At 66.6% G+C, this 23,406-nt stretch carries 20 protein-coding genes and 1 tRNA gene; 11 read left to right on the top strand and 10 right to left on the bottom strand.

From position 1 onward, the window contains the following. Positions 1–60 precede the first annotated feature (60 nt). The 5 genes from DSHI_RS07575 to DSHI_RS07555 all read left to right on the top strand — a co-directional run bounded on the left by DSHI_RS07575 (position 61) and on the right by DSHI_RS07555 (position 8,199). Complete coding sequence (locus tag DSHI_RS07575) at positions 61–2,142, top strand: dipeptide ABC transporter ATP-binding protein (protein ID WP_012178159.1); 2,082 nt, start codon at positions 61–63, stop codon at positions 2,140–2,142. Between the two features lie 270 nt (positions 2,143–2,412). Next, a complete protein-coding gene (locus tag DSHI_RS07570; RefSeq protein ID WP_012178158.1) occupies positions 2,413–4,278 on the top strand; it encodes a BCCT family transporter in 1,866 nt (621 codons plus the stop codon). Positions 4,279–4,459: 181 nt separating this feature from the next. Continuing rightward, positions 4,460–6,874: a GcvT family protein gene (locus tag DSHI_RS07565; RefSeq protein WP_012178157.1), complete on the top strand. Its 2,415-nt coding sequence runs from the start codon at positions 4,460–4,462 to the stop codon at positions 6,872–6,874. Positions 6,875–7,061: 187 nt separating this feature from the next. Continuing rightward, complete coding sequence (locus tag DSHI_RS07560) at positions 7,062–7,667, top strand: nucleotidyltransferase family protein (RefSeq protein ID WP_012178156.1); 606 nt, start codon at positions 7,062–7,064, stop codon at positions 7,665–7,667. 247 nt (positions 7,668–7,914) lie between these two features. Continuing rightward, a complete protein-coding gene (locus DSHI_RS07555; RefSeq protein WP_157865282.1) occupies positions 7,915–8,199 on the top strand; it encodes a hypothetical protein in 285 nt (94 codons plus the stop codon). A 43-nt stretch (positions 8,200–8,242) separates the two neighbouring features. Here DSHI_RS07555 and DSHI_RS07550 read toward each other — a convergent pair. The 4 genes from DSHI_RS07550 to DSHI_RS07535 all read right to left on the bottom strand — a co-directional run bounded on the left by DSHI_RS07550 (position 8,243) and on the right by DSHI_RS07535 (position 11,540). After that, a tRNA-Leu gene (locus DSHI_RS07550) sits at positions 8,243–8,329 on the bottom strand. 51 nt (positions 8,330–8,380) lie between these two features. Next, on the bottom strand, positions 8,381–9,733 hold the full coding sequence (locus tag DSHI_RS07545) for a TRAP transporter large permease (protein ID WP_012178154.1): 1,353 nt from the start codon (positions 9,731–9,733) through the stop codon (positions 8,381–8,383). Continuing rightward, positions 9,730–10,311 (bottom strand): TRAP transporter small permease, encoded by a 582-nt coding sequence (locus DSHI_RS07540; RefSeq protein WP_012178153.1) that lies wholly within the window; start codon positions 10,309–10,311, stop codon positions 9,730–9,732. The genes DSHI_RS07545 and DSHI_RS07540 overlap by 4 nt, the downstream gene beginning before the upstream one ends. Positions 10,312–10,496: 185 nt before the next feature. Further along, positions 10,497–11,540 (bottom strand): TRAP transporter substrate-binding protein, encoded by a 1,044-nt coding sequence (locus DSHI_RS07535; protein WP_012178152.1) that lies wholly within the window; start codon positions 11,538–11,540, stop codon positions 10,497–10,499. Positions 11,541–11,933: 393 nt separating this feature from the next. Between DSHI_RS07535 and DSHI_RS07530 the strand changes: the two genes are divergently transcribed. Together DSHI_RS07530 and DSHI_RS07525 are read left to right on the top strand one after the other, a co-directional pair. Then, positions 11,934–12,545 (top strand): exopolysaccharide biosynthesis protein, encoded by a 612-nt coding sequence (locus DSHI_RS07530; RefSeq protein WP_012178151.1) that lies wholly within the window; start codon positions 11,934–11,936, stop codon positions 12,543–12,545. 78 nt (positions 12,546–12,623) lie between these two features. Next, positions 12,624–13,091: a disulfide bond formation protein B gene (locus DSHI_RS07525; RefSeq protein ID WP_012178150.1), complete on the top strand. Its 468-nt coding sequence runs from the start codon at positions 12,624–12,626 to the stop codon at positions 13,089–13,091. Positions 13,092–13,218: 127 nt separating this feature from the next. Here the strand turns inward: DSHI_RS07525 and DSHI_RS07520 are convergent, their stop codons facing one another. Then, on the bottom strand, positions 13,219–13,488 hold the full coding sequence (locus DSHI_RS07520) for an usg protein (RefSeq protein ID WP_012178149.1): 270 nt from the start codon (positions 13,486–13,488) through the stop codon (positions 13,219–13,221). A 191-nt stretch (positions 13,489–13,679) separates the two neighbouring features. On the opposite strand from DSHI_RS07520, the gene gyrA reads away from it, so the two are divergent. The 3 genes from gyrA to gluQRS all read left to right on the top strand — a co-directional run bounded on the left by gyrA (position 13,680) and on the right by gluQRS (position 18,847). Beyond that, positions 13,680–16,421, top strand: coding sequence for a DNA gyrase subunit A (gene gyrA / locus DSHI_RS07515; RefSeq protein WP_012178148.1), 2,742 nt, complete (start codon positions 13,680–13,682; stop codon positions 16,419–16,421). 167 nt (positions 16,422–16,588) lie between these two features. Continuing rightward, on the top strand, positions 16,589–17,944 hold the full coding sequence (trmFO, locus tag DSHI_RS07510) for a methylenetetrahydrofolate--tRNA-(uracil(54)-C(5))-methyltransferase (FADH(2)-oxidizing) TrmFO (protein WP_012178147.1): 1,356 nt from the start codon (positions 16,589–16,591) through the stop codon (positions 17,942–17,944). A gap of 39 nt (positions 17,945–17,983) precedes the next feature. Next, positions 17,984–18,847 carry a tRNA glutamyl-Q(34) synthetase GluQRS gene (gluQRS, locus tag DSHI_RS07505; protein WP_012178146.1) on the top strand — a complete coding sequence of 288 codons (864 nt, stop codon included), beginning with the start codon at positions 17,984–17,986 and terminating at the stop codon, positions 18,845–18,847. Here the strand turns inward: gluQRS and olsA are convergent. From olsA to DSHI_RS07490, 3 genes are all read right to left on the bottom strand, one after another. Beyond that, complete coding sequence (gene olsA, locus DSHI_RS07500; RefSeq protein ID WP_012178145.1) at positions 18,811–19,656, bottom strand: lyso-ornithine lipid O-acyltransferase; 846 nt, start codon at positions 19,654–19,656, stop codon at positions 18,811–18,813. The two genes, gluQRS and olsA, sit on opposite strands and share 37 nt — an antisense overlap. Further along, positions 19,653–20,429 (bottom strand): L-ornithine N(alpha)-acyltransferase, encoded by a 777-nt coding sequence (olsB, locus tag DSHI_RS07495; RefSeq protein ID WP_012178144.1) that lies wholly within the window; start codon positions 20,427–20,429, stop codon positions 19,653–19,655. Before olsB ends, olsA begins: the two co-directional genes overlap by 4 nt. A gap of 120 nt (positions 20,430–20,549) precedes the next feature. Further along, positions 20,550–20,735: a DUF3553 domain-containing protein gene (locus DSHI_RS07490; RefSeq protein WP_012178143.1), complete on the bottom strand. Its 186-nt coding sequence runs from the start codon at positions 20,733–20,735 to the stop codon at positions 20,550–20,552. A gap of 29 nt (positions 20,736–20,764) precedes the next feature. On the opposite strand from DSHI_RS07490, the gene DSHI_RS07485 reads away from it, so the two are divergent. Next, the gene (locus DSHI_RS07485; RefSeq protein ID WP_012178142.1) at positions 20,765–21,379 is read left to right on the top strand and encodes a histidine phosphotransferase family protein; all 615 of its coding nucleotides are present in this window, start codon (positions 20,765–20,767) and stop codon (positions 21,377–21,379) included. Between the two features lie 14 nt (positions 21,380–21,393). On the opposite strand, the gene DSHI_RS07480 is transcribed toward DSHI_RS07485, so the two are convergent. Continuing rightward, positions 21,394–22,659, bottom strand: a complete 1,266-nt coding sequence (locus DSHI_RS07480; protein ID WP_012178141.1) for a glutamate-5-semialdehyde dehydrogenase — start codon at positions 22,657–22,659, stop codon at positions 21,394–21,396. 102 nt (positions 22,660–22,761) lie between these two features. After that, positions 22,762–23,397 carry a VPLPA-CTERM sorting domain-containing protein gene (locus tag DSHI_RS07475; RefSeq protein WP_012178140.1) on the bottom strand — a complete coding sequence of 212 codons (636 nt, stop codon included), beginning with the start codon at positions 23,395–23,397 and terminating at the stop codon, positions 22,762–22,764. Between the last annotated feature and the right edge of the window lie 9 nt (positions 23,398–23,406).

Here is a 23,406-nt window from a genome sequence, read left to right as displayed (position 1 = left end):
TTCGTGGGGGCGCTGCCCCCACACCCCCGGAGTATTTCAGCACAAAAGAAAAGGGACGCGATGACCGAGACCTATGACGGCCCAATCCTCGAGATCGAGAACCTTTCGATCTCCTTCTTCACGCGCCTGCGGGAAATCCCGGCAGTGATGGATTTCTCCTGCACCGTGATGCCTGGCGAGGCCATGGGACTGGTCGGAGAATCCGGCTGCGGCAAGTCCACCGTTGCCCTGGGGGTGATGCAGGATCTCGGCGTGAACGGCCGCATCGTCGGCGGCACCATCAAGTTCAAGGGCCGCGACCTGAACACCATGAGCCCCGAAGAGCTCCGCCGCATCCGCGGCAAGGAGATCGCCATGATCTACCAGGAGCCCATGGCCTCGCTCAATCCGGCCATGCGGATCGGCAAGCAGCTCATGGAGGTGCCGATGATCCACGAAGGCGTCTCCGAAGACGTCGCCTACCAGCGTGCCCTCGACGTGGTCACCGACGTGCGCCTGCCGGACCCCAAGCGCATCCTGAACAGCTTTCCGCACCAGCTCAGCGGCGGCCAGCAGCAGCGCATCGTCATCGCCATGGCGCTGATGGCCAACCCGGCGCTGCTGATCCTGGACGAGCCGACCACGGCGCTCGATGTGACCGTCGAGGCCGCGGTGGTCGATCTGGTGAAGGACCTGGGCAAGAAATACGGCACCTCGATGCTGTTCATCTCCCACAATCTCGGCCTGATCCTGGAGACCTGCGACCGGCTCTGCGTGATGTATTCCGGCGAGGCGGTCGAGACCGGCTCGATCGAGGACGTGTTCGACGAGATGCAGCACCCCTACACGCAGGCGCTGTTCCGCTCGATCCCCCTGCCCGGCGCCGACAAGAACGCCCGCCCCCTGGTGGCCATCCCGGGCAACTTCCCCCTGCCCCATGAGCGGCCCAAAGGCTGCAATTTCGGGCCGCACTGCGACTATTTCCAACCCGGGCTCTGCGACGCCCAGGACATCCGCATGCGCAAGATCCCCGGCGACGACCGCCACGGCTCCCGCTGCCTGCGCTTCGAGGAGATCGACTGGAACGCCCCGGTCGAGAAGGCCGACCAGACCGAGAAGCCCGAGCCGGGCCGCGTCGTGCTGAATATGGACAACCTCAAGAAATACTACGAGGTCGCGGCCTCGGCCCTCTTCGGCGGCAAGAACAAGAAGGTGGTGAAGGCCAACGAGGATCTCAGCTTCGAGGCGCGCGAGGGCGAAACCCTCGCCATCGTCGGCGAGAGCGGCTGCGGCAAATCCACCTTCGCCAAGGTCCTCATGGGGCTGGAGACCGCCACCGACGGCACCATCCTGCTCGACAACCGCGAGATCCAGGACATCGAGATCCAGGACCGCGACACCAAGACCGTGGCCGATGTGCAGATGGTATTCCAGAACCCGTTCGACACGCTCAACCCGTCGATGACCGTGGGCCGCCAGATCATCCGGGCGTTGGAGATCTTCGGCGTGGGCGATACCGAGGACGCCCGCAAGCAGCGGATGCTGGAGCTGCTGGATCTGGTGAAGCTGCCCCGTGCCTTCGCCAACCGCATGCCCCGGCAGCTCTCGGGCGGCCAAAAACAGCGCGTCGGCATCGCCCGCGCCTTTGCCGGGGATGCCCGCATCGTGGTGGCCGACGAGCCGGTCAGCGCGCTCGACGTCTCGGTGCAGGCCGCGGTCACCGACCTGCTGATGGAGATCCAGCGCCAGAACCAGACCACGCTCCTGTTCATCTCCCATGACCTGAGCATCGTGCGGTACCTCAGTGACCGGGTGATGGTGATGTATCTCGGCCATGTGGTCGAATTGGGCACCACCGACGAGGTCTTCTCGCCCCCCTATCATCCCTATACCGAGGCACTGCTCTCGGCCGTGCCGATCGCCGACACCAGCATCCAGAAGGAGCGGATCGTGCTCGATGGCGACATCCCCTCGGCGATGAACCCGCCGCCGGGCTGCCCGTTCCAGACCCGCTGCCGCTGGAAATCCGAAGTGCCCGGAAACCTGTGCGAAACCCAGGTCCCGCCCCAGCGCAAGACCCCCACCGGCCACCAGATCAAATGCCACCTGAGCGAAGAGAGCTTCGCCAGAATGGGCCCGGTCATCAAGATGGCGGCGGAGTGATCCCCCGCCTTCCGACGCCCCTGTCGCCCGGGCCGGATATGCCCCGCGCGGCCCCCCGGGCCATCCGCCCATGGGGCAAACGTCCCATGGATTGCGACAACAGGGTCAGTTTGCGTCAAAAAGAGGTCGTTTTTGTTATAAGTACCCGTTAAGACTACCGACACACTGAGTTTGCGCGTGCCCCGGTACACCCAAAACCAAAGCGCAACAATCGACGCGGCCGCGCGGGACAGGCTCCCTGCGTAAGGCGGCGCAGAGGGAGAAAAGACAATGCCAGTCAAACCGCCGGTCACAGACCTGCCAATTCGAACCGCCGACAGCGGATTTTACAAGGGCTTCACCAAGGACGTCGCGATCACCGGGAAACTCCTGGTCGGCGGGCTGATCCTCTGGGCCATCGCCTTCCCGGACCAGGCCGCCAGCGTGCTCGGCGCGCTGAACTCGATCATCTTGGCCACATTCAACATCTGGTACGTCTACACGATGGCGTTCTTCGTCATCCTGTGCTTCGCGCTGGCGCTCTGGCCCACGGCGGGCAAGCTGCGGCTGGGGCACGACGATGACAGGCCAGAATTTTCCAATTTCTCGTGGTTCTCGATGATGTTCGGCGCGGGGATCGGGATCGGGATGCTGACCTTCGCAACCGCCGAACCGATGTACCATTTCGGCGCGAACCCGGCCACGATCATGGGCGACACCGAAGGCTCGACCGCCGGAAACGTGCGCGACGCCTATATCTGGTCGTTCACCCATTGGGGCCTCGCGGCCTGGGCGTCCTACGCCATCGTGGGCCTGGCCTTGGGCTATTTCTGCTACCGGCGCGGCCTGCCGCTCACGATCCGCTCGGCGCTCACGCCGATTTTCGGCAACAAGCTCTCGGGCCCCGTGGGGCATGTGGTGGATATCGTGGCCGTCGTGGCGACCGTGCTCGGCGTGTCCCAGACCCTAGGTTTCGGGGTCGAACAATTCATCGCCGGTCTCAGCCGGATCGGCGTCGGCGACTGGCTCTACACGGCCACGGCCGATGGGGGGCAGACCTCCTCGACCATGGGGATCATCGTCGCCCTGTGCGTGATCATGGGCCTGTCGACCCTGTCTGCGCTCTCGGGCGTGGGCAAGGGCATCAAGTGGCTGTCGAACCTCAACATGGGGCTCAGCTTCTTCGTGCTGATCTTCTTCCTGATCTTCGGCTCGACCTTCTTCGGTCTGCAAACCCTGTTCGTGGGCATGTTCGACTACCTGGTGTCGATCCCCGGCAATATCTTCACGGTCTGGGTCGGGGCACCGGCCGAGGCGATCATCGCCAGCGTACCGGCGTCGGTGCAGGCCCTGCCGGCCGAGGATCTCGCCGCCATGGTCGAGAGCGCGACCAGCCCCTGGGGCACCCTCGCGTCCTTCACCGAGGGGCTTCCGGCCAGCGCCGCGGCCCTGCCCGCAGCCGACATCGCGGCGGTCTATGCCGCGGCGACCGAGAATCGCCTGTCGGGCTGGCAAGGGGCCTGGACGATCTTCTACTGGGCCTGGTGGATCGCGTTCGCGCCCTTCGTGGGCGTGTTCCTGGCGCGCATCTCCAAGGGCCGCACGGTGCGTGAATACGTGCTGGGCGCGATGATCATCCCGGCGATCATGTGCTTTGTATGGTTCGCCCTCGTGGGCGGCACGGCGATCGACCTCGAACTTCGCGGCGTGGCCGATGGCGCGATCCAGGGGGCGGGTCAGGCTGACCAGCTCTTCGCGATGCTGGCGGTGATGCTGTCCGAGGGGCTGGCCTATGCCATGTCAGTGCTGATCGTGATCCTGCTCTTGACCTACCTGGTGACCTCTGCCGACAGCGCGGTGCTGATCATCAACACGATCAACGCCGCGGGCGACGAGGGTCCCAAGGCCCGCCCGCATATCCTGTTCTGGGGCGCGGCCCTGGCGCTGGTGGTGGGCGGTCTGATCATCGCGGGCGGCCTGGGCGCGATCCAGACGGCCATGGTGATCGGGGCGCTGCCCTTCTCGGTGGTGATGGTCCTGATGGGCCTGTCCCTGATCAAGGCGGTCTACCGCGACGGGCTGCGGCTCAAGCACGGGCTGCCCGCCACCCATGTGGAGCCGGCGGACACGGACGCCGCCCCCACCCCCGCGGAATGACGCGGACCCTTTGACAAGGACACAGGGCGGGGATCTTCCCCGCCCTTTTTCGTGGCCACACACCCCAACAACCTCGCCCGCCTCACGGGGCCACGCCGAAAACAGACCGCGCGATGTCGGGAACGGGCGGGCCACCGACCCGGGCCAGACGCCACCGTGTCCCAACGGCAGGAGGCGCACGATGAAATCCCACACTCAGGTCTGCGTGATCGGCGGCGGTGTTGTCGGCTGTTCGGTGCTCTACCACCTGACGAAGCTTGGCTGGTCCGACGTGATGCTGCTGGAGCGCTCCGAACTGACCTCCGGCTCCACCTGGCACGCGGCGGGGGGCTTTCACACCCTGAACGGCGACACCAACATGGCCGCCCTGCAAGGCTACACCATCGGGCTCTACAAGGAGTTGGAGGCACTGACCGGCCTGTCCTGCGGTCTGCACCACGTGGGCGGCATCACCCTGGCCGACACTCCCGAGCGCTTCGACATGCTCAAGGCCGAGCGCGCCAAGCACCGCTACATGGGGCTGGAGACCGAGATCCTCGGCCCGGCCGAGATCAAGGCCATGGCCGATCTGGTCAACACCGACGGGATCCTCGGCGGGCTCTACGACCCGCTCGACGGCCATCTCGACCCCTCGGGCACGACCCACGCCTATGCCAAGGCCGCCAAACTCGGCGGCGCGCAGATCCACACGCACACCATGGTCACCGCGACCACACCGAACCCCGACGGCACCTGGACCGTCGAGACCGACAAGGGCACCGTGATCGCCGAACACTTGGTCAATGCCGGCGGCCTCTGGGCGCGGGAGGTCGCGGCGATGGCGGGTGTCTACCTGCCGCTTCTGCCCATGGCGCACCAGTATATCGTCACCGACGACATTCCCGAGATCTACACCCGCGCCACCGAGTTCCCCCATGTGATCGACCCCGGCGGCGAAAGCTACCTCCGGCAAGAAGGCCGCGGCCTCTGCATCGGGTTCTACGAGAAACCCTGCGAGGCGTGGTCCGTGGACGGCACGCCCTGGGACTTCGGGCACGAATTGCTCAACGACCAGTTCGAGAAGATCGAGGATAGCATCGCCTTCGCCTACCGCCGCTTCCCGGTGCTGGAAACCGCAGGGGTCAAATCGGTGATCCACGGCCCCTTCACCTTCGCCCCCGACGGCAACCCGCTCGTCGGTCCCGTGCCGGGGCTGCGCAACTACTGGTCGGCCTGCGCGGTCATGGCGGGCTTTTCGCAAGGGGGCGGCGTGGGCCTGGCGCTCGCGCAATGGATGATCGAGGGCGAGACCGAACGCGACCCCCGCGCCATGGACGTCGCCCGCTTCGGGCGCTGGACGACGCCGGGCTACACGGTCCCCAAGGTAATCGAGAACTACCAGAACCGCTTTTCCGTCAGCTACCCCAACGAGGAACTGCCCGCCGCGCGCCCCTTCCGCACCACGGCGATGTACGACATCTGGGACGGCATGGGCGCGGTCTTCGGCCAGACCTACGGGCTGGAGGTCGTCAACTACTTCGCCCCTGAAGGCGCGCCGCGCTTCGAAACCCCAAGCTTCCGCCGCTCCAACGCCTGGGGCGCGGTGAAGGCCGAGGTCATGGCCGTGCGCACTGGCGTCGGCATCAACGAGTTGCAGAATTTCGGCAAGTTCCGCGTGACCGGCCCCGGCGCGCGGGCCTGGCTCGACCGGATCATGGCCGGCCGCATCCCCGCCCCCCGACGCCTGTCGCTCAGCCCGATGCTCGCACCCTCGGGGCGGCTGATCGGGGATTTCACCATCTCCTGCCTTTCGGAGACCGAGTTCCAGCTCACCGCCTCCTACGGCGCGCAGGACTATCACCTGCGGTGGTTCCAGACCCATCTCGACGACGGCGTCACTGTGGAAAACATCTCGGATGCGCGCACGGGGTTCCAGATCGCCGGACCCAGGGCCCGCGAGGTGCTGGCCGCCTGCACCCGCGCGGATGTCTCGGCGGAGGCGTTCCGCTTCTTCGACGTGGCGCCCATGACCATCGGCATGGCCCACTGCCTCGTCCAACGGGTCAGCTACACGGGCGATCTGGGCTACGAGATCTACTGCAGCCCGACCGAACAGCGCCACCTCTTCCACACGCTCTGGGAGGCCGGACAACCCCATGGCATCCGCCCTTTCGGGATGCGCGCCATGATGTCCCTGCGGCTCGACAAGTTCTTCGGGGCCTGGAGCCGCGAGTATTCGCCCGACTACACCGCCGCCGAGACCGGGCTCGACCGGTTCATCCATTTCGGCAAGAACACCGCCTTCATCGGCCGCAACGCGGCGGAGGCGGAGCGCGCCACGCCCCCCGCGCGCCAACTCTGCGCCTTCGAGGTCGCCGCCACCGACGCGGATGTCGTGGCCTACGAGCCGATCTCGCTGGACGGCGAGGTCGTGGGCTTCTGCACCTCGGGGGGCTACGCGCATTTCACAGGCAAATCCATCGCCCTGGGCTTCGTGCCGCGCGAAATGGCCCAGGACGGGCTGGAGGCCAGCATCGAGATCCTCGGCGACCATTGCCCGGCCACCCTGATCACCACACCGCTCTTCGATCCGGACGGGGCCCGCATGCGCGGCTGAGGCATCCCGCGAACACGCGTTTTCGAAAACGCGTGACGGCACGCCGGGCCCGAGGGACGCGCCCCCGCGCGGGCCCCCGCGCGCGCCCATGGCAGGCTGGCGTCCGATCTCCGGGCCTCCAAGCGTTTTCGAAAACGCTTGGGCGCATCCCCTTCCCGACGCGCGCCTTTCCGGGCAGGATCACGTTATGGCCGATATCGCCCTCCTCCTCGCCGCCGGCGCCTCGTCGCGCATGCGCGGCCGCGACAAGCTGATGGAGCTTGTGGACGGCACCCCCCTCGTCGCCCGCCAGGCCGCCCTCGCGGCCTCCGTGGTCCCGCATGTCCTCGTCGCCCTGCCGCCCGCGCCGCACCCGCGCCACGCCGCGCTGGATGGGCTCGACGTCACCCGCCTGAGCCTGCCCGACAGCGCCGAGGGCATGGGCGGCACCCTGCGCGGTGCTGTCGCCCGCCTGCCCGCCGATTGCACGGGCCTGCTGCTGCTGCTTGGAGACTTGCCGGAAATCACCGCCGAGGACCTGCGCGCCGTCCTCGCCGCGCGCCGCACCCACCCGCAGGCCCGCATCTGGCGCGGGGCCACCGAGGACGGCGCTCCGGGCCACCCGATCCTCTTTGCCCCCGACACCTTCCCCGATTTCGCGCGGCTTTCCGGCGATGCGGGCGGCCAGTCCGTGATCGCCAGGCACCGCGACCACCTGCACCTCGTGCCCCTGCCCGGCACCCGCGCCCGCCGCGACCTCGACACGCCGGAAGACTGGGCGGCCTGGCGGGACATGCGCTCCCAAACGCCCTGATCGAAGTTGAACGCCGGTGTGCCCGGGCTGATCCATGCGAGCTCTGGTCGTCGCAGTATCGTCGCAGAAATTCCCAAGCCGTACCGCTTTCGCAGCCGACAAGGACAAGGCGGCGCGCGCGGCCTGTGCCGCCGCTATCGTCACGAAAGATCATGGGTGAGTTATGAGAGTTCTGATTGTTGCCTTGATTGCAACGGCAACCCTTGCCGGATGCGCCAAACCTCCGAAAAGCATAGCGCCTACCGCTGTGTCCACATCCAACTACGAAGGCTACACATGTGCCGAGTTGCAGGCGGAACTGAGCCACAACATGCGCGAGTTGGCCGCCGCGGAGAGTCGACAGCGCGCCGCTGTGGCCGGGGATGCGGTCGGCGTGTTTCTCGTGCTGATTCCGCCCAGTGCCTTCACCGGTGATGCGTCTGCGGATGTGGCGCTGAACAAGGGCGAGGACATCGCTTTGCAGACGGTTTACAACCGCCAATGCGCCCCACAGCGTCTGGTCTCCCGTGGCAGTACCTGGAACAGGTGGTAACCCGAAGCGGCAGCGACCAGCCGGATCTCAAGGGGGATGCGGCTGGTACCCGAGGTCGGACTCGAACCGACAAGATGTTGCCATCGGGGGATTTTGAATCCCCTGCGTCTACCAATTCCGCCACTCGGGCACGGGCGTTGTGCTAGCGCCAAGCCCGCGCCGCGTCCAGAGCAAAAACGCCCTAGAACATCACGCCGACCAGCCACAGCGTGATCCCCGGAAAGGCCACGAGGATCACCACCCGCACCAGGTCCGAGGCGACAAAGGGCGCCACCCCGCGATAGGTCCGGCCCATGGGCACGTCGCGCGCCATGGAGTTGATGATGAACAGGTTCATCCCCACCGGCGGCGTGATCAGCCCGACCTCCACCACGATCAGCGCGAGAATGCCGAACCAGATCGCTGCCTGCTCGGGCGTCAGGCCGAAATCCAGTGCCATGACGATGGGAAAGAAGATCGGGATGGTCAGCAGGATCATCGACAGGCTGTCCATCACGCAACCGAAGATCAGGTAGCAGACCAGCATCGCCGACAGCACCACCAGCGGCGCGAAGCCCTGGGCCGTCACCCATTCGGCCAGCTGCTGCGGCGCCTGTGTGAACGCAAGGAAGGAATTGAAGAGCTGCGCGCCCAGCACGATGAAGAAGATCATCGCCGAGGCCTGCGCGGTCTCCAGGATCGACTCGAGCAACCCTTTCCAGGTCAACCCCCCCGTGGCCCAGCCGTAGATCCCCGTGGCCACCGCGCCCACCGCCGCGCCCTCGGTGGGCGTGAACAGCGCCTGCACCCCGTCCTGCGCCCAGTTCCAGTCCCCCGCAATGCCCCCCATCACCAGACCGAAGATCACCACCACCGGCCAGATCCGCCACAGGGTCCGCATCCGGTCGGCCATGGGAATGCGCGGCGCGGTGGTGGCCGCGTCCGGTTTCACGCGCACATAGATCGCCACGGTCAGCATGTAGCCAAGGGCCGCGATGATGCCCGGGATGAGCGCGGCGATGAACATCTTGACGATGTTCTGCTGGGTCAGGATCGCATAGATCACCAGGATCACCGAAGGCGGGATCAGGATGCCCAGCGTGCCCCCCGCCGCCAGCACCCCGGTGCTGAGACTGTCGGAATAGCCGCGCTTCTTCATCTCCGGCAGGGCCACCTGCCCCATGGTCGAAGCCGTGGCCAGCGACGACCCGCACACCGCCCCGAACCCCGCGCAGGCCCCCACGGCTGCCATCGCCACCCCGCCCTTGCGGTGCCCCAGCCAGTCCGACGCCGCCTGGAACAGCGCCGCCGACATGCCCGACTTCGTGGCGAACTGCCCCATCAGCAGGAAGAGCGGCACGATGGACAGCGAATAGCTCGAAAACGTGTCATAGGTCAGCGTCTTCATCTGGCTCAGGGTCGCGTTGGGATGCCCCAGCACGACCCAGGTCCCGATGAACCCGGTAAGCCCCATGGCCACCGCGATCGGCACCCGCAAAAAAATCGCCCCCAGCATCAGCGCAAAGCCCGTGAGCGCCAGCTCCACGCCGCTCATGCCCGGCCCTCCCGCCCGGCAAGCACCCAGTTCAGGCTGCGCCACACCGTATAGAGCGCCACGACCAGGAACACCGCCGCCCCGGTCACCGCCAGCGCATAAGGGATCCACACCGGCAGCTCCAGCTCATAGGTCGTCTCGGGAAAGAACGGCTTGAAGCCCATCCCGAGCGCCTCCCGCAGCCCCTCGGAGCCATAGGGAAACTTCTCCCCGAACCCCAGCCACAGCCGCCAGAAGATCACGCCCGCCGCCAGCGCGATCAGCCCGTCACCGATCAGCCCGGTCAGCGCATGGATCCGCGGCGGCAGCCGGTCCACGAAGATATCCACCGTCACATGCCCGCGCTTGAGCTGGCACCAGGGCAGAAACGCGAAGATCGCCACCGCGCAGCCCGCCTCCACCAGCTCGAAATCCCCGGTGATCGGCCCCAGGCCCAGCCCGATCAGCGCCCGCCCGATGATCGACGCCACGGTGATCACCGCAATCGCCACCAGCACCAGCCCGCCGCCATAGGCCATGGCGCGCGCCAGCGCTTCCAGCGCCCGGCCCGTCCGGGCCTCCCAGGTGGGTGCGATCATGCTAACGAGCCTCTTGCGGATCGGGATCGGACAGCCCGCGCACGCAACCCGCGCATCCGGACGCCCCCCGGTTTAGCGGTCCCGTCGCGCGGCGCAAGGGGCCGCGCGGCGGAAAAAAAGGGGCCGGACGGATGCGCCGCCCGAACCCCGGTCATCAAAATGGCTCCGCTCGGACGACCCGCCGCTCAGCTGCTGCCATCCTCGTGCTTGGTGATCAGCATCCTGGCATCGTCCACCATGGCCGCACCGGGCAGGCCCTTGTCCTCCATTTCGGCGATCCAGGCCGCGGTCAGATCGTCGCCGATCTTGCGCAGCTCCGCCACCGTGGCATCGTCCAGCGTGTGGATCTTGTTGTCCGTGCCCGCCACGACCTCCTCGCCGAGCCCGTCGCCCTGGTCCATCGCGCGCCCGGCCCAGGCCGAGGCCTCCAGTCCGGAATTGGCGTCGATGATCGCCCTGAGATCCTCCGGCAAGCCCTCATAGGTCGCCTTGTTCATCCCCCACAGGAAGAAGGTGTTGTAAAGCGCCCGGTCCCCGCCGATCTGGGTGTGGCTGTCGGCCAGCTCATGCACCTTCAGCGGCGGCACGATCTCCCACGGGATGACCCCGCCATCGACAATCCCCTTGGACAGCGACTCGGGAAACGCCGGAACCGGCATTCCCACCGGCGTCGCGCCCAGGGTCTCCAGCAACTTGTTGGCCTGCCGCGACGGACCACGCAGCTTGAGCCCGTCGAAATCCGCGGTGCTCATGATCGGCGCGCCCTTCTTGTGGATCACCCCGGGCCCGTGGACATGGACCGCCATCAGGTGGATGTCGCCCATCCGCTCCATCAGGTACTTCTCGGTAAACTCCCACGCCGCACGGGAGGAGTTTTCCGCCGACATGGTCGTCATGAAGGGCAGCTCGAACACCTCGCTCTCGGGGAATCGCCCGGGCGTATAGGCCGGCAGCGCCCAGCCGCAATCGATCACCCCGTCGCGGATCTGGTCATAAAGCGCGGGCGGCTTGCCGCCCAACTGCATCGCCGGATAGATCTCCACCTTGATGCGGCCTTCGGACTCCGCCTCGATCTTCTCCGCCCAGGGCGTGATGAAGAACTTCGGGATCGACCCCTGCGGGCTGAGGAAATGCTGACAGCGCAGCGTGACATCCTGCGCGGCGGCGAGACCAGCGGACAGTGACAGGGCCACTGCCCCGGTCAGGGCAGTTTTGAGCAATGTGTTCATGGTGTTCCCTCCCTGGAACGAATGATCGCGATATCCCGGGCGCGCGCCGGTTCTTGGTGCCGTGCATCGCCTTGGGCAAACTCTAACGCGCCCTGTCCAAAGTGCCAGATGTTTGATGCCCCCTGTGCCCGGCCAGGGGATTGACCGCGCGCCGCGCGCATGGTGCATGGGGCGCAAAGTCATCGAGGCAAGCATGATCCGGAAACTGCATGACTGGGGTGTCGGCCCGACCCCGCCTCGCCACGCGCCCCGGCCTGCGTGCCCCTCATCGCAGGCGCGGTCTTTCCCGCGCGTGCCGGGCATGCCGCTGCCGACCACCGAGAGATGCGCTTGCTGGCGTCCCTCCGCCCCCGATGCGCTCTGCGGCGCGCGACCGACGCGGGAGCCTCGATAATGCCATCATCGCCCGAGCATTTCGCGATATCCCACCGCCTGCACCAGTTGGCGGCGGATGCGAACGGCCCCTCCGTGTCGCTGGGCTGGGTCATGTCGCAGCTTCACGAACGGGCGTTCGGCCTGTTCCTGTTGATCCTCGCCCTGCCCTGCTGCATCCCCTTTCTCTACGGCATTCCGCAGATCGTCGCCCTGCCGCTGATGTTCGTCTCCGCCCAGATCCTGTTCGGACGGCAGACCCCCTGGCTGCCCGAGCGCCTGAGCACGCGCGAGGTTCAGACCGAGGCGCTGTCGCGCCTTGCGGCGCGCGCGGAGCCTTGGCTGCACCGGATCGAGGCCGTCAGCCGCCCCCGTCTTGCCGCCCTGACCCATGGGCCCGCCGACCGCATCGTCGGGCTGGCGCTGGTCCTGTTCAGCGCGTCGATCCTGGTGCCGCTGCCGTCGACCAACACCGTGCCCGGCTTCGCGGTCGTCATCATCGCCATGGGCCTGTTGCAGCGGGACGGGATCCTCGTCATCCTGGGCACGCTCCTGGGCACAGCCTGGATCGGGGCGCTGATCGTGGCCGGAGCGACCCTGATCAGCTTGCTCACGTCATGGATCGGCCTGTGATTGCGTTCCGCGCCCGTCTTGTCCCATTCTGGGACAACGCCCATTTCGCGGCCCCGTCCGCGCCTGTCCGAGGTTCCGATGCTCGATAATCCCCGCACCCTTGCCGTTCTCGCCGCTGGTGGGTCGCTGGCGCTGCTGCTCGCGGCCTGGGGGTTCCAGTATCTCGGCGGGCTGGCGCCCTGCGCGATGTGCGTCTGGCAACGCTGGCCCCATGCGCTGGCCGTGGCCGCGGGCGGGCTGGCTTTGGTCACACCGCTGGCAGCCTGGCTGGGCCTGGGCGGTGCGCTCGCCACCGCCGGGATCGGCGGCTATCACACAGGCGTGGAGCGCGGCTGGTGGGAAGGCCCCTCCACCTGTTCCTCGGGCGAGATCGGCGGGCTGAGCCCGGACGAATTGCTCGCACAGATCATGGAGGCGCCGCTGGTGCGCTGCGACGAGGTCGCCTGGCAAATGCTCGGCCTGTCCATGGCCAGCTGGAACGTGGTGCTGAGCCTCGGCCTCGCCGGGCTCTGGGCGCTCGCGCTGCTGCGCGCGCGCCGGGCCTGACCGCCGCGCCACAGCCGCCGGAGACGTTACCGGATCCTTGCACCACCGTGCGAAGGTGCCCGACACATGGCCGACACCTGTCCGACAGCGATCCGACGCGGTCGGACAGCGCCCGGTCGGGGCGATTTCAGTGCAGCGTGACCTCGTGGGTGACATGCCGCCAGTCGCCCGGCGAGATCTGTTTGCGATGCGCGAACCGGACCGAATGCAGCGCGCCTTCGATCTCGTCCTGCCAGAATTCGATGAACTTGAAGAGCCGCGGATAATCCGGTGCCAGATCGTAATCCTGCCAGATGAACGTGTTGAGAACACTGGGGTGATCGGGCATCCTGTAGAACATCTCCGCCGTGGTCAGCCCGTAGCCGCGAAGCATCAATTCGGTCTCACTTGCCTTCATCAAGATCTCCATTCTGAGTGCCGTGAGACCATCTCGCCATAGAAAAAATAATAAATCAATAAGAACAGTATGTTAGCACTCACCGCCCGAGGCTGCTTACAGGCAAAACGCACAACTTGTGCGCAAGATGAAGGTTCTGTTATACTTTCGACAACTAAATATTGTGCACCTTGTAAAGGACGCCTGCCCTCGTGACCGATACCCCGGAACCCCCTGAAAACACAGACGAAACTCCGCCCGGCGGCGGTCGGATACAGGAAACCATCTCGATCGCCGAAGAGATGAAGAGCTCCTATCTCGATTACGCCATGAGCGTGATCGTGAGCCGGGCGATTCCGGACCTCCGCGACGGGTTGAAACCGGTGCATCGGCGGATCCTCTACGCCATGCACGAGACCGGCAACACCCACGAGAAGGCCTATCGCAAATCCGCCCGCCCCGTGGGCGATGTGATGGGCAAGTACCACCCGCACGGCGATTCCGCGATCTATGACGCCCTGGTGCGGATGGCACAGGATTTCTCCATGTCCCTGCCGCTTCTGGACGGGCAAGGCAACTTCGGCTCCATGGACGGCGACAACCCCGCCGCCATGCGCTACACCGAGGTGCGGATGGACAAACCGGCGGCGGCGCTTCTCGCGGATATCGAGAAGGAGACCGTTGATTTTCAAGACAATTATGATGGCAAGGATCGCGAGCCCACGGTCCTTCCGGCGCGGTTTCCGAACATGCTGGTCAATGGCGCGGGCGGCATCGCCGTGGGCATGGCGACCAACATTCCGCCCCATAACCTGGGCGAGGTGATCGACGCCACGCTCGCGCTGATCGAGACCCCGGATCTCGAGGTCGAGGACCTGATGCAATACATCCCCGCCCCGGATTTCCCCACGGGCGGGCAGATCCTCGGCCGGGGTGGCGCGCGCAAGGCCTATCTCGAAGGCCGCGGCTCGGTCATCATCCGCGCCAAGACCCGGATCGAGGAGCTGCGCAAGGACCGCTACGCCATCGTGCTCGACGAGATCCCCTACCAGGTCAACAAGTCCTCCATGATCGAGAAGATCGCCGAACTGGTGCGCGAGAAGCGGATCGAAGGCATCGCCCATGTGCAGGACGAGAGCGACCGGGTCGGCGTCCGCGTGGTGATCGAGCTGAAACGCGACGCCACCCCCGAGGTGGTGCTGAACCAGCTCTACCGCTTCACCCCGATGCAGACCTCTTTCGGCTGCAACATGCTGGCGCTGAACGGCGGCCGGCCCGAGCAGCTGACGCTCAAGGATTTCCTGAGCAGTTTCATATCCTTCCGCGAGGAAGTTGTCGCGCGTCGCACGGCCTATGACCTGCGCAAGGCGCGCGAGCGGTCCCATGTGCTCTGCGGTCTGGCGGTGGCGGTTTCGAACGTGGACGAGGTGGTGGCCACCATCCGCGCCTCCGCCGACGCCGCCGAGGCGCGCGAGAAGCTGATGACCCGGCGCTGGCCCGCCGCCGACATCGCCGATTACATCCGGCTGATCGACGACCCGACCCACACGATGAACGAGGACGGCACCTACAACCTGTCGGAAACCCAGGCCCGCGCGATCCTCGATCTGCGGCTGCAGCGCCTGACCCAGATCGGCGTCAAGGAGGTGACTGACGAGCTGCAGGAGCTCGCCGCGAAGATCCAGGAATACCTCGACATCCTGCGCTCGCGCTCCCGGATCATGGCGATCATCTCGGACGAGCTGCGCGAGGTGAAGGATCAATTCGCCGTCCCCCGCCGCACGGAGATCACCGACTGGTCCGGCGACATGGAGGACGAGGACCTGATCGAGCGGGAGGACATGGTCGTCACCGTCACCTCCGGCGGCTATATCAAGCGCACCCCACTGGTCGAATTCCGTGCCCAACGGCGCGGCGGCAAGGGCCTGGCGGGCATGGCCACCAAGGAAGACGACGTGGTCACGACCCTCTTCGTGGCCAACACCCACACGCCGCTTCTGGTCTTCACCACGGACGGGATGGTCTACAAGCTCAAGACCTGGCGCCTGCCTTCGGGGGGGCGCAACGCGCGTGGCAAGGCGCTAGTCAACGTGCTGCCGATCGACCCCGGCACCTCCATCGCGGCGATCATGCCTGTGGACCGGGCCGAGGAAGACTGGGCCGACCTGCAGATCGTCTTCGCCACCTCGGCGGGCGACGTGCGGCGCAACGCGCTGAGCGATTTCACCAATGTCATGCGCAACGGCAAGATCGCCATGAAACTGCCCGAGGGCGTCAGCCTGGTGAAGGCGCGGATCTGTTCCGAGGAGGACGACGTGATGCTGGTCACGGCCCTGGGCCGCGCGATCCGCTTCCGGACCACGGATGTGCGGGTCTTCAAGGGCCGCGATTCGACCGGCGTGCGCGGCGTGCGGCTGGCCGAGGGCGACCGGGTGGTGTCGATGGCCGTGATCCGGCATTTCGTCGCCGACCCGCAGGAGCGCGCCGCTTACCTGAAAATGCGCCGCGCCGTGGCCGGGCTCTCCGAGGAGGCCGAGAGCGAGGACGAGGACACCGTCGAAGCCGGGCAGCTGAGCCCCGAGCGCTATGCCGAGATGTCGGCGGCCGAGGACCTGATCCTGACCATCACCGAGGGCGGCACCGGCAAGATCAGCTCGTCCCACGACTACCCGGTGCGTGGCCGGGGCGGCCAGGGGGTGACGGCCATGGACAAGGCGATGCGGGGCGGCCCGCTGGTGGCGTGCTTCCCGGTGGAGATCGATGACCAGATCATGCTGGCCACCTCCACCGGCCAGTCGATCCGCTGTCCCGTGGATGGCATCAGCTTCCGCTCCCGCGCCGCCGGAGGCGTCAAGGTGTTCAACACCGCGCCCGGGGAACAGGTGGTCTCGGTGGCCTATATCGCCGACCGAGGTGAAGCGGATGGCGACGACCCGGCCCCCGAGGCGGGCTGAGGCCACCAACCGGTCCGGGGCTGGACAGACCGGCCCGAAACAGGTGATAGACGGAGCCCGACGGGCTCCGTTCCCCCGGTCGGGCCCCGGGGCTCGGGGCAGATGCAGGCGCCCGGTAAAAAGAACAAAGCCGACAGGCTTTTCCGCTGGATCAGGAGGATACCGTGATGACCGAGACCCTGCATATCGTTGGCGGCGGCATGGCCGGATCCGAGGCCGCCTGGCAGGCCGCGCAGATGGGCGTGTCCGTGGTGATCCACGAGATGCGCCCCAAGGTCGGCACCTTCGCCCACAAGACCGGTCACCTGGCCGAGATGGTCTGTTCGAACTCCTTCCGCTCCGACGATGACGAGCAGAACGCGGTGGGCCTGCTGCATTGGGAGATGCGCGCCGCGGGTGGGCTGATCATGGAGATGGCCGATGCCCATGCGCTCCCGGCCGGCGGGGCGCTCGCCGTGGACCGGGAGCCTTTCGCGGAGTCGGTGACCGCACGGCTCCACGAGCACCCGAACATCCGCGTGGAAGGCACTGAAATCACGTCGCTTCCCGCGGAGGGCAAGTGGATCATAGCCACCGGTCCGCTGACCTCCGGCGCGCTGGCCGAGGCGATCGCCGCCGAGACCGGGCAGGAAAGCCTGGCGTTTTTCGACGCCATCGCACCGATCCTGTATTTCGACAGTATCGACATGACCAAGGCCTGGATGCAGTCGCGTTACGACAAGGGCGAGACCGAGGAAGAGCGCACCGCGTACCTCAACTGCCCCATGGATCGCGACCAGTACGAGGCATTCATCGACGCGCTGCTGGCCGCGGAGAAAACCGAGTTCAAACCGGGCGAGACCGCCGGTTATTTCGACGGCTGCCTGCCGATCGAGGTGATGGCCGAACGCGGGCGGGAGACATTGCGCCACGGGCCGATGAAACCCGTGGGCCTGACCAACCCGCACCAGCCCGACGTCAAGGCCCATGCCGTAGTTCAACTTCGCCGGGATAACGCCCTGGGAACCCTTTATAATATCGTGGGTTTCCAGACCAAGATGAAGTACGGCGCGCAGAAAGAAGTCCTGCGCATGATCCCGGGGCTGGAGGAGGCCCGGTTTGCCCGGCTGGGCGGCATTCACCGCAATACGTTCATCAACGCGCCCACCTTGCTCGATGACCAGATGCGGCTGCACTCGCGGCCCAACCTGCGTTTTGCGGGGCAGATCACCGGAGTCGAGGGTTATGTGGAGAGTGCGGCGATGGGGCTCTTGGCGGGGCGGATGGCTGCCGCCGAGATCCTCGGCACGCCGCTGGCCAGCCCGCCGCAGGAGACCGCCATGGGCGCCCTGATCCATCACATCACCGGGGGCGCGGAGGCTAAGACCTTCCAGCCGATGAATGTCAATTTCGGGCTTTTCCCGCCGCTCGACGGGGTGCGCGGCGGGCGGCGGGGCCGCAAGGAACGCTACAAGGGCTATACCGACCGCGCCAAGGCCGCCTGGCAGGGCTGGCTGGGGCAGACGGCGCTGGCGGCGGAGTGATCGGGCGTCAAGGTCGCGTTGCAACCCATTGATCCTTCGATGAATACCCGCTTCGCCCCTTCGCCCACCGGGCCGCTTCATCTGGGTCACGGCTTCTCCGCCCTGACGGCGTGGCGGATGGCGCAGGCGGCGGGCGGCACCTTCCTGCTTCGGATCGAAGATATCGATCCGAGCCGCGCGCGCCCGGAATGGGAGGCGCTGATCTACGCGGATCTGCGCTGGCTGGGCCTGGATTGGCCGGAGCCGGTGATGCGGCAGTCCGAGCGGGCCGAAGCCTATGCCGCGGCGCTCGATGTCCTCTGGGATTGCGGCTTGCTCTATCCCTGCAGCTGCAGTCGCCGGGACATCCAGGAGGCCGCGCGCGCCCCGCAGGAGGGCGCGCCGCTGCTGGGCCCGGACGGCGTGGTCTATCCCGGCACCTGTCGCGGGCGGGACCGGGGCGGCGCCCGGCCCGAGGGTGCGGTGCTGCGGCTGGACATGGCGGCGGCGCTGGCCGCACTCGGCGCGCGCGAGTTGGGCTTTAGCGAGACGGGTCAGGGGCTTGAGGGGCACGGTGGATATGTCGGTTTGACCCCGGAGAACTTGCTGTCCCATGTGGGGGATGTCGTCTTGTGCCGCCGGGACATGGCGACCTCCTATCACCTGTCGGTGGTGGTGGACGATGCCGCGCAAGGGATCACCCATGTGGTGCGCGGGCGCGACCTGTTCGAGGCAACCGCGATCCATGTGGTGCTGCAGGCCCTCTTGGAGCTGCCGGTCCCGGACTACCACCATCACCGCCTGATCCGCGACGCGACCGGCAAGCGGCTGGCCAAGCGCGACGATGCGCGGGCGCTGTCGGCCTATCGGGCGGAAGGGCTGTCGCCTCAGCAGGTTATCGCGTTGTTTGAAAGTTCTGCGTGAAACGCCTCGCGGATGCGGGTTTCGCAGAGTTGGGCGAGGGCCTTGCGGTCGGTTACCTCCGAGACCGCGATGGGATCGTGGAATTGCACCACCACTTGGCCCTGACGCGGCAGCGCCAGCACCTGCAGGAAATGCGCGCCGAACTCCATATCGCCCCACCAGCCATAGACGCGCGGGTCGGCCCCCGCGGGCGCGTGGTAGGTCACGGTCACCGGCTGGATGGCGCAGGTTTCACGCAGCCCGTCGGTGAAGAACGCCGCGAAAAGCGTTGGTTTGAAAGGTAGAATGCGCTGGCTGTCCGAACTCGTGCCCTCGGGGAAGAACAGCAGGCGATGCCCGGCAAGCGTGCGGTTGCGAAAGAGCGCGGTTTGCGCCGGCGCCTCCCGTCGGTCGCGGGCGATGAACACCGTGCCCGTGGCTCGCGCCAGCCAGCCGATACCGGGCCAGCGGGCGACCTCGGCCTTTGAGACGAAATAGACGGTCTGACACGCGTTCAGCACGAAGATGTCGAGCCAGCTGGCATGGTTGGCGACCTGCGCGCCCTGCCCGGTCATGGGCCGCCCGCGCACCCCGTAGCTCAGCCCGATCAGCCAGAGCGCCGCACGGCACACGGCGGTGGTGACATGCGGCGTCACCGGGCGGTCCGGCCCGCAGAGGGGGCGCTCGACCAGACGCAGGAGCAAGAGCACCGCGAGCCCGCCGAACACCACGACCGCCAGGGGCACACCGCGCAGCCCGATCCGCGCCCAGTCCCCCGCGCCGAGCCGCCGCGGCGTGCAGGGCGGGGCGTCGCCGTACCAGGTGCTCATGACACGCGTGCGATGTGAAATGCCTTGCGCTTCTCGGACATGCGCGTGGTGTCCATCACCAGGCAGACATCGGTGGTGTTGAAGGCGTGATCCACGAAGGCGCCCTCCCCGACCCCGCCGCCGAGCCGCAGGTAGGCCTTGATCAGGGGCGGGATGGCACGGTTCGCCGCCACGATGTCGAGCTGGGCCTCGGGGATCAGGTTCATGGTCTGGAAATGGTCCGGCTGGGCCCGCACGCGCAGGTCCCTCGGCGCCATGTGCCGGTGGTGTAGCAGCGACAGAGGCGCCGCCAACGCGTCGAGATCGGTGCCATGGAAGCTGGCGACGCCGAAGAGCACCTCGATCCCGTAGGCTTCGACATATTCCGCCAGCCCGCCCCAGAGTGCCATCATCGCCAGCCCGCCGCGGTAATCGGCATGAACGCAGGAGCGCCCAAGCTCCAGCAGGCGGCGGCCCGTGGCGCGCAGGGGCGCAAGATCGTACTCCCCCTCGGAATAAAAGGCTCGCCCCGCCGGCAGGGCCGCATCGCGCAAGAGCCGGTAGACCCCGACCACCCCGCATAAATCGTCGGCAGGCCGCGCCAGATCGCGCAGAAGAAGATGCTCGTAGAGCGGATCGAACGCATCCCTTTCCAGCCGCGCGTCGTGATCCACCAGGTCCCCGCCACCGCCCAGCTCGGCCACGAAGACCTCGTAGCGCAACCGCTGGGCCGCACGCAATTCCTCTGCCGTGGTGGCGAGTTTCACGTCAAATCGGGGCGTGTGGGTCAACATGGTCCGCTGTCTGCAAGGCGTGTTCAGGCATCATGTCATCCGCATCGTCCATGGGACATGACATTCGTTGACACAACCTAGGGTTGTTGTTAGCTTTTTGGTACACTCATTCAAGGAACGTCAGTCCATGTCGAAAAGCCGATCCAGCGCGACGCGCCGACCGTCGAGGACCACCTTTCCCTCGTTCTCGAAATTCACGGTGATGCGGCTGTCGATGTTCGACTGCACCTGTCCGATGCCCCAGTCCGGCTCGGCGGGGTTGCGCACGAACATCCCGGGCTCCAGCAGGGCGTTGAGTTCAGACATGGCCGCACGTCCTTTCGACGGAGGTTGCTATGGATGAGCCTGGGGGGACTCAGGCGCGCAGCGATCTGAGCGCGCTGATCGGATCTCGCATCTGTCACGATCTTATTAGCCCATTGGGCGCGATCGGCAATGGTCTGGAGCTTTTGCAGATGTCCGGGGCGTCCGAAAGCCCGGAAATGACCCTGATCGCAGACAGCGTCACCAGCGCCAATGCCCGGATCCGGTTTTTCCGGATCGCCTATGGCGACGCGGTGCAGAACCAGATGATCAAGGGCGCGGAATTGCGCGGTGCGCTCCATGGCAGCTACCAGGGCAGCCGGTTGCAGATCGACTGGCAGCCGGAGGACATGCTGCGGTCGACCGCCAAGCGCGGGTTCCTGGCGTTGCAATGCCTGGAGACGGCGATGCCCTATGGCGGGCGCATCCGCGCGGTGGATGTGGGCGCGCGCGGCCTGGTCTTCGAGGGCAGCGCGGAGCGTTTTGCCTATGACGCGACCTTGTGGGAGGGGCTGACACAGAACGGCCCCTGGGACGGGGTCCGGCCCGCACAGGTGCAATTTCCCCTGCTGGCCGAACTGGCGCGGGAGGCCGGGAATGCCATCTCCGTATCGAGGACCGACGCGACGCTGACCCTGAGTGTCTGAGCGGCCCGGGGGGGTCAGGCGCGGATCGTGCCGTCACCCTCCACCAGGTATTTGAAAGAGGTCAGCTGCTCGGCCCCCACCGGGCCGCGGGCGTGCATTTTGCCCGTGGCGATGCCGATCTCCGCCCCCATGCCGAACTCGCCCCCATCGGCGAACTGGGTGGAGGCGTTGCGCATCAGGATCGCGCTGTCGAGCCGTTGGAAGAAACGCGCGGCGGTGGCGTCGTTCTCGGTCAGGATGCAGTCGGTATGCTGCGAGCCATAGCGCCGGATATGGGCGATGGCCCCGTCCACCCCGTCGACGACCCGCGCGGCGATGATCATGTCGAGAAACTCGCGGCCGAAATCGTCGGCCTTGGCCGGGACGGTGCCGGGGATCGCCTGCAGGGTGTCGTCCGCGCGCACCTCGACCCCGGCCGCGATGAGGTCCGCGATGAAGGTTGCGCCGTTCCGGTCGTACCAGGCGCGGTCCACCAGGAGGCATTCGGCCGCCCCGCAGATGCCCGTGCGCCGGGTCTTGGCGTTGAGGATCACGCGGGCGGTCTTATCGGGATCGGCGTCGGCATCCACGTAGATGTGGCAGATCCCTTCGAGATGGGCGAAGACCGGCACGCGGGCCTCGGCCTGCACCCGGCCCACGAGGCCCTTGCCGCCCCGGGGGATGATCACGTCGATCGTATCGGTCATGGTCAGCATCTCGCCCACCGCGGCCCGGTCGCGGGTCGGCACCAGCTGGATCGCGGTCTCGGGCAGGTCTGCGGCGCGCAGCCCGTCCCTCAGGCAGGCATGGATCAGGCTTGAGGAATGGAAGCTCTCGGACCCGCCGCGCAGGATGACCGCGTTGCCGGATTTCAGGCACAGGGCGCCCGCATCCGCCGTGACGTTGGGCCGGCTTTCATAGATTACGCCGATCACGCCCAGGGGCGTGCGCACCCGGCGGATATGCAGCCCCGTGGGCCGGTCCCATTCCGACAGAACCGCGCCGACGGGGTCGTCCTGGGCGGCCACGGCGCGCAACCCGTCGACAATGCCCTGGATGCGCGCCTCGTCGAGCGCGAGCCGGTCCATCATCGCGGGGCTCAGCCCCTTGTCGCGACCATAATCCAGATCGCGCGCATTGGCTGCGATGATCTCGTCCCGCCGGGCCCAAACCGCATCGGCGGCGGCCGTCAGCGCCTGCGCGCGCTGGTCTGCCGGGGCAAAGGCCAACTCCGCAGCGGCCGCCTTTGCGGCGGTCCCGATCTCGGCCATCAGGGCGGGGATATCGGCGAAGTCTTTCATGGTTCGCGCCTCCTTTGTTGGATGCAGGAAATACCCCGCTCCTGTCCCGCCGACAACGAAAAAGCCCCGGCGCGAAACCGGGGCTTCGATCTGATGGCCAGCTCAGGTCCGCCTGCGCCGCATCAGCACCATCCCGAGCAGGCCGCTCAGCAATAACGCCCCACCGGCCGGCAAGGGAATTGGCGCCACCTTGGACAGGGATGTAATGGTGAAATTTGTCCGCTCAAACCCGCCGTCCGCGTTCGCGCCGAAGAAGTAAAGTTGAACGAGGTCGAAATCCGCAAGGTCGATCGTGTCCGGCAGATCAATGGAGTCGAAAACCGTGCGCGTGTTGTCGATGAGAAAAAGGCTCACTCGTTCCCAGGACACCGCAGGCGGGTCGACCTCATAAACCAGTCCCACGGTGTCATTGACGTCGTTCTCTTCGATCCGAAACAAGTCCGGCAGTGCGACGCCCGAGAGATCGAGGCCATCGACCCGCAAATCGATCACCGAATAGAGCGAGCGGGTAAAGTTCGGACTGGGACCAGTATCGCCGGTCTCTGTCCGAAGCAGTTCATCGTCGAAGGTGAAGCTGCCCGAGAGATTTCCAAGGTCCTCGGCCGCGTCAGCGACGGAGTTTGTCGGAACGTCACTGGAGCGGAAGGAAAATGACGCTTCGAAGTCGTAGGTGACGGGGGCGGCGGGGGCGCTGGCCGCGGAAAAAAGGACTGCGGCCGCGCAGGTTACAAGTTTCATGGTTAAAAG

It is taken from the genome of Dinoroseobacter shibae DFL 12 = DSM 16493 (genome assembly GCF_000018145.1).
GTDB lineage: Bacteria > Pseudomonadota > Alphaproteobacteria > Rhodobacterales > Rhodobacteraceae > Dinoroseobacter > Dinoroseobacter shibae.
This window is presented reverse-complemented; position numbering and strand designations above follow the sequence as displayed.

Bases quoted from the DNA above. Each gene is read 5' to 3' on its own strand.
- DSHI_RS07520 (WP_012178149.1), bottom strand. From the start codon at position 13,488: ATGAAGGCAAGTGAGACCGAATTGATGCTTCGCGGCTACGGGCTGACC.
- DSHI_RS07480 (WP_012178141.1), bottom strand. From the start codon at position 22,659: ATGAAAGACTTCGCCGATATCCCCGCCCTGATGGCCGAGATCGGGACC.
- DSHI_RS07535 (WP_012178152.1), bottom strand. From the start codon at position 11,540: ATGAACACATTGCTCAAAACTGCCCTGACCGGGGCAGTGGCCCTGTCA.
- DSHI_RS07485 (WP_012178142.1), top strand. From the start codon at position 20,765: ATGGATGAGCCTGGGGGGACTCAGGCGCGCAGCGATCTGAGCGCGCTG.
- olsA (WP_012178145.1), bottom strand. From the start codon at position 19,656: ATGAGCACCTGGTACGGCGACGCCCCGCCCTGCACGCCGCGGCGGCTC.
- DSHI_RS07475 (WP_012178140.1), bottom strand. From the start codon at position 23,397: ATGAAACTTGTAACCTGCGCGGCCGCAGTCCTTTTTTCCGCGGCCAGC.
- DSHI_RS07560 (WP_012178156.1), top strand. From the start codon at position 7,062: ATGGCCGATATCGCCCTCCTCCTCGCCGCCGGCGCCTCGTCGCGCATG.
- DSHI_RS07540 (WP_012178153.1), bottom strand. From the start codon at position 10,311: ATGATCGCACCCACCTGGGAGGCCCGGACGGGCCGGGCGCTGGAAGCG.
- DSHI_RS07530 (WP_012178151.1), top strand. From the start codon at position 11,934: ATGCCATCATCGCCCGAGCATTTCGCGATATCCCACCGCCTGCACCAG.
- DSHI_RS07525 (WP_012178150.1), top strand. From the start codon at position 12,624: ATGCTCGATAATCCCCGCACCCTTGCCGTTCTCGCCGCTGGTGGGTCG.
- DSHI_RS07570 (WP_012178158.1), top strand. From the start codon at position 2,413: ATGCCAGTCAAACCGCCGGTCACAGACCTGCCAATTCGAACCGCCGAC.
- DSHI_RS07490 (WP_012178143.1), bottom strand. From the start codon at position 20,735: ATGTCTGAACTCAACGCCCTGCTGGAGCCCGGGATGTTCGTGCGCAAC.
- trmFO (WP_012178147.1), top strand. From the start codon at position 16,589: ATGACCGAGACCCTGCATATCGTTGGCGGCGGCATGGCCGGATCCGAG.
- olsB (WP_012178144.1), bottom strand. From the start codon at position 20,429: ATGTTGACCCACACGCCCCGATTTGACGTGAAACTCGCCACCACGGCA.
- DSHI_RS07575 (WP_012178159.1), top strand. From the start codon at position 61: ATGACCGAGACCTATGACGGCCCAATCCTCGAGATCGAGAACCTTTCG.
- DSHI_RS07545 (WP_012178154.1), bottom strand. From the start codon at position 9,733: ATGAGCGGCGTGGAGCTGGCGCTCACGGGCTTTGCGCTGATGCTGGGG.
- DSHI_RS07565 (WP_012178157.1), top strand. From the start codon at position 4,460: ATGAAATCCCACACTCAGGTCTGCGTGATCGGCGGCGGTGTTGTCGGC.
- gluQRS (WP_012178146.1), top strand. From the start codon at position 17,984: ATGAATACCCGCTTCGCCCCTTCGCCCACCGGGCCGCTTCATCTGGGT.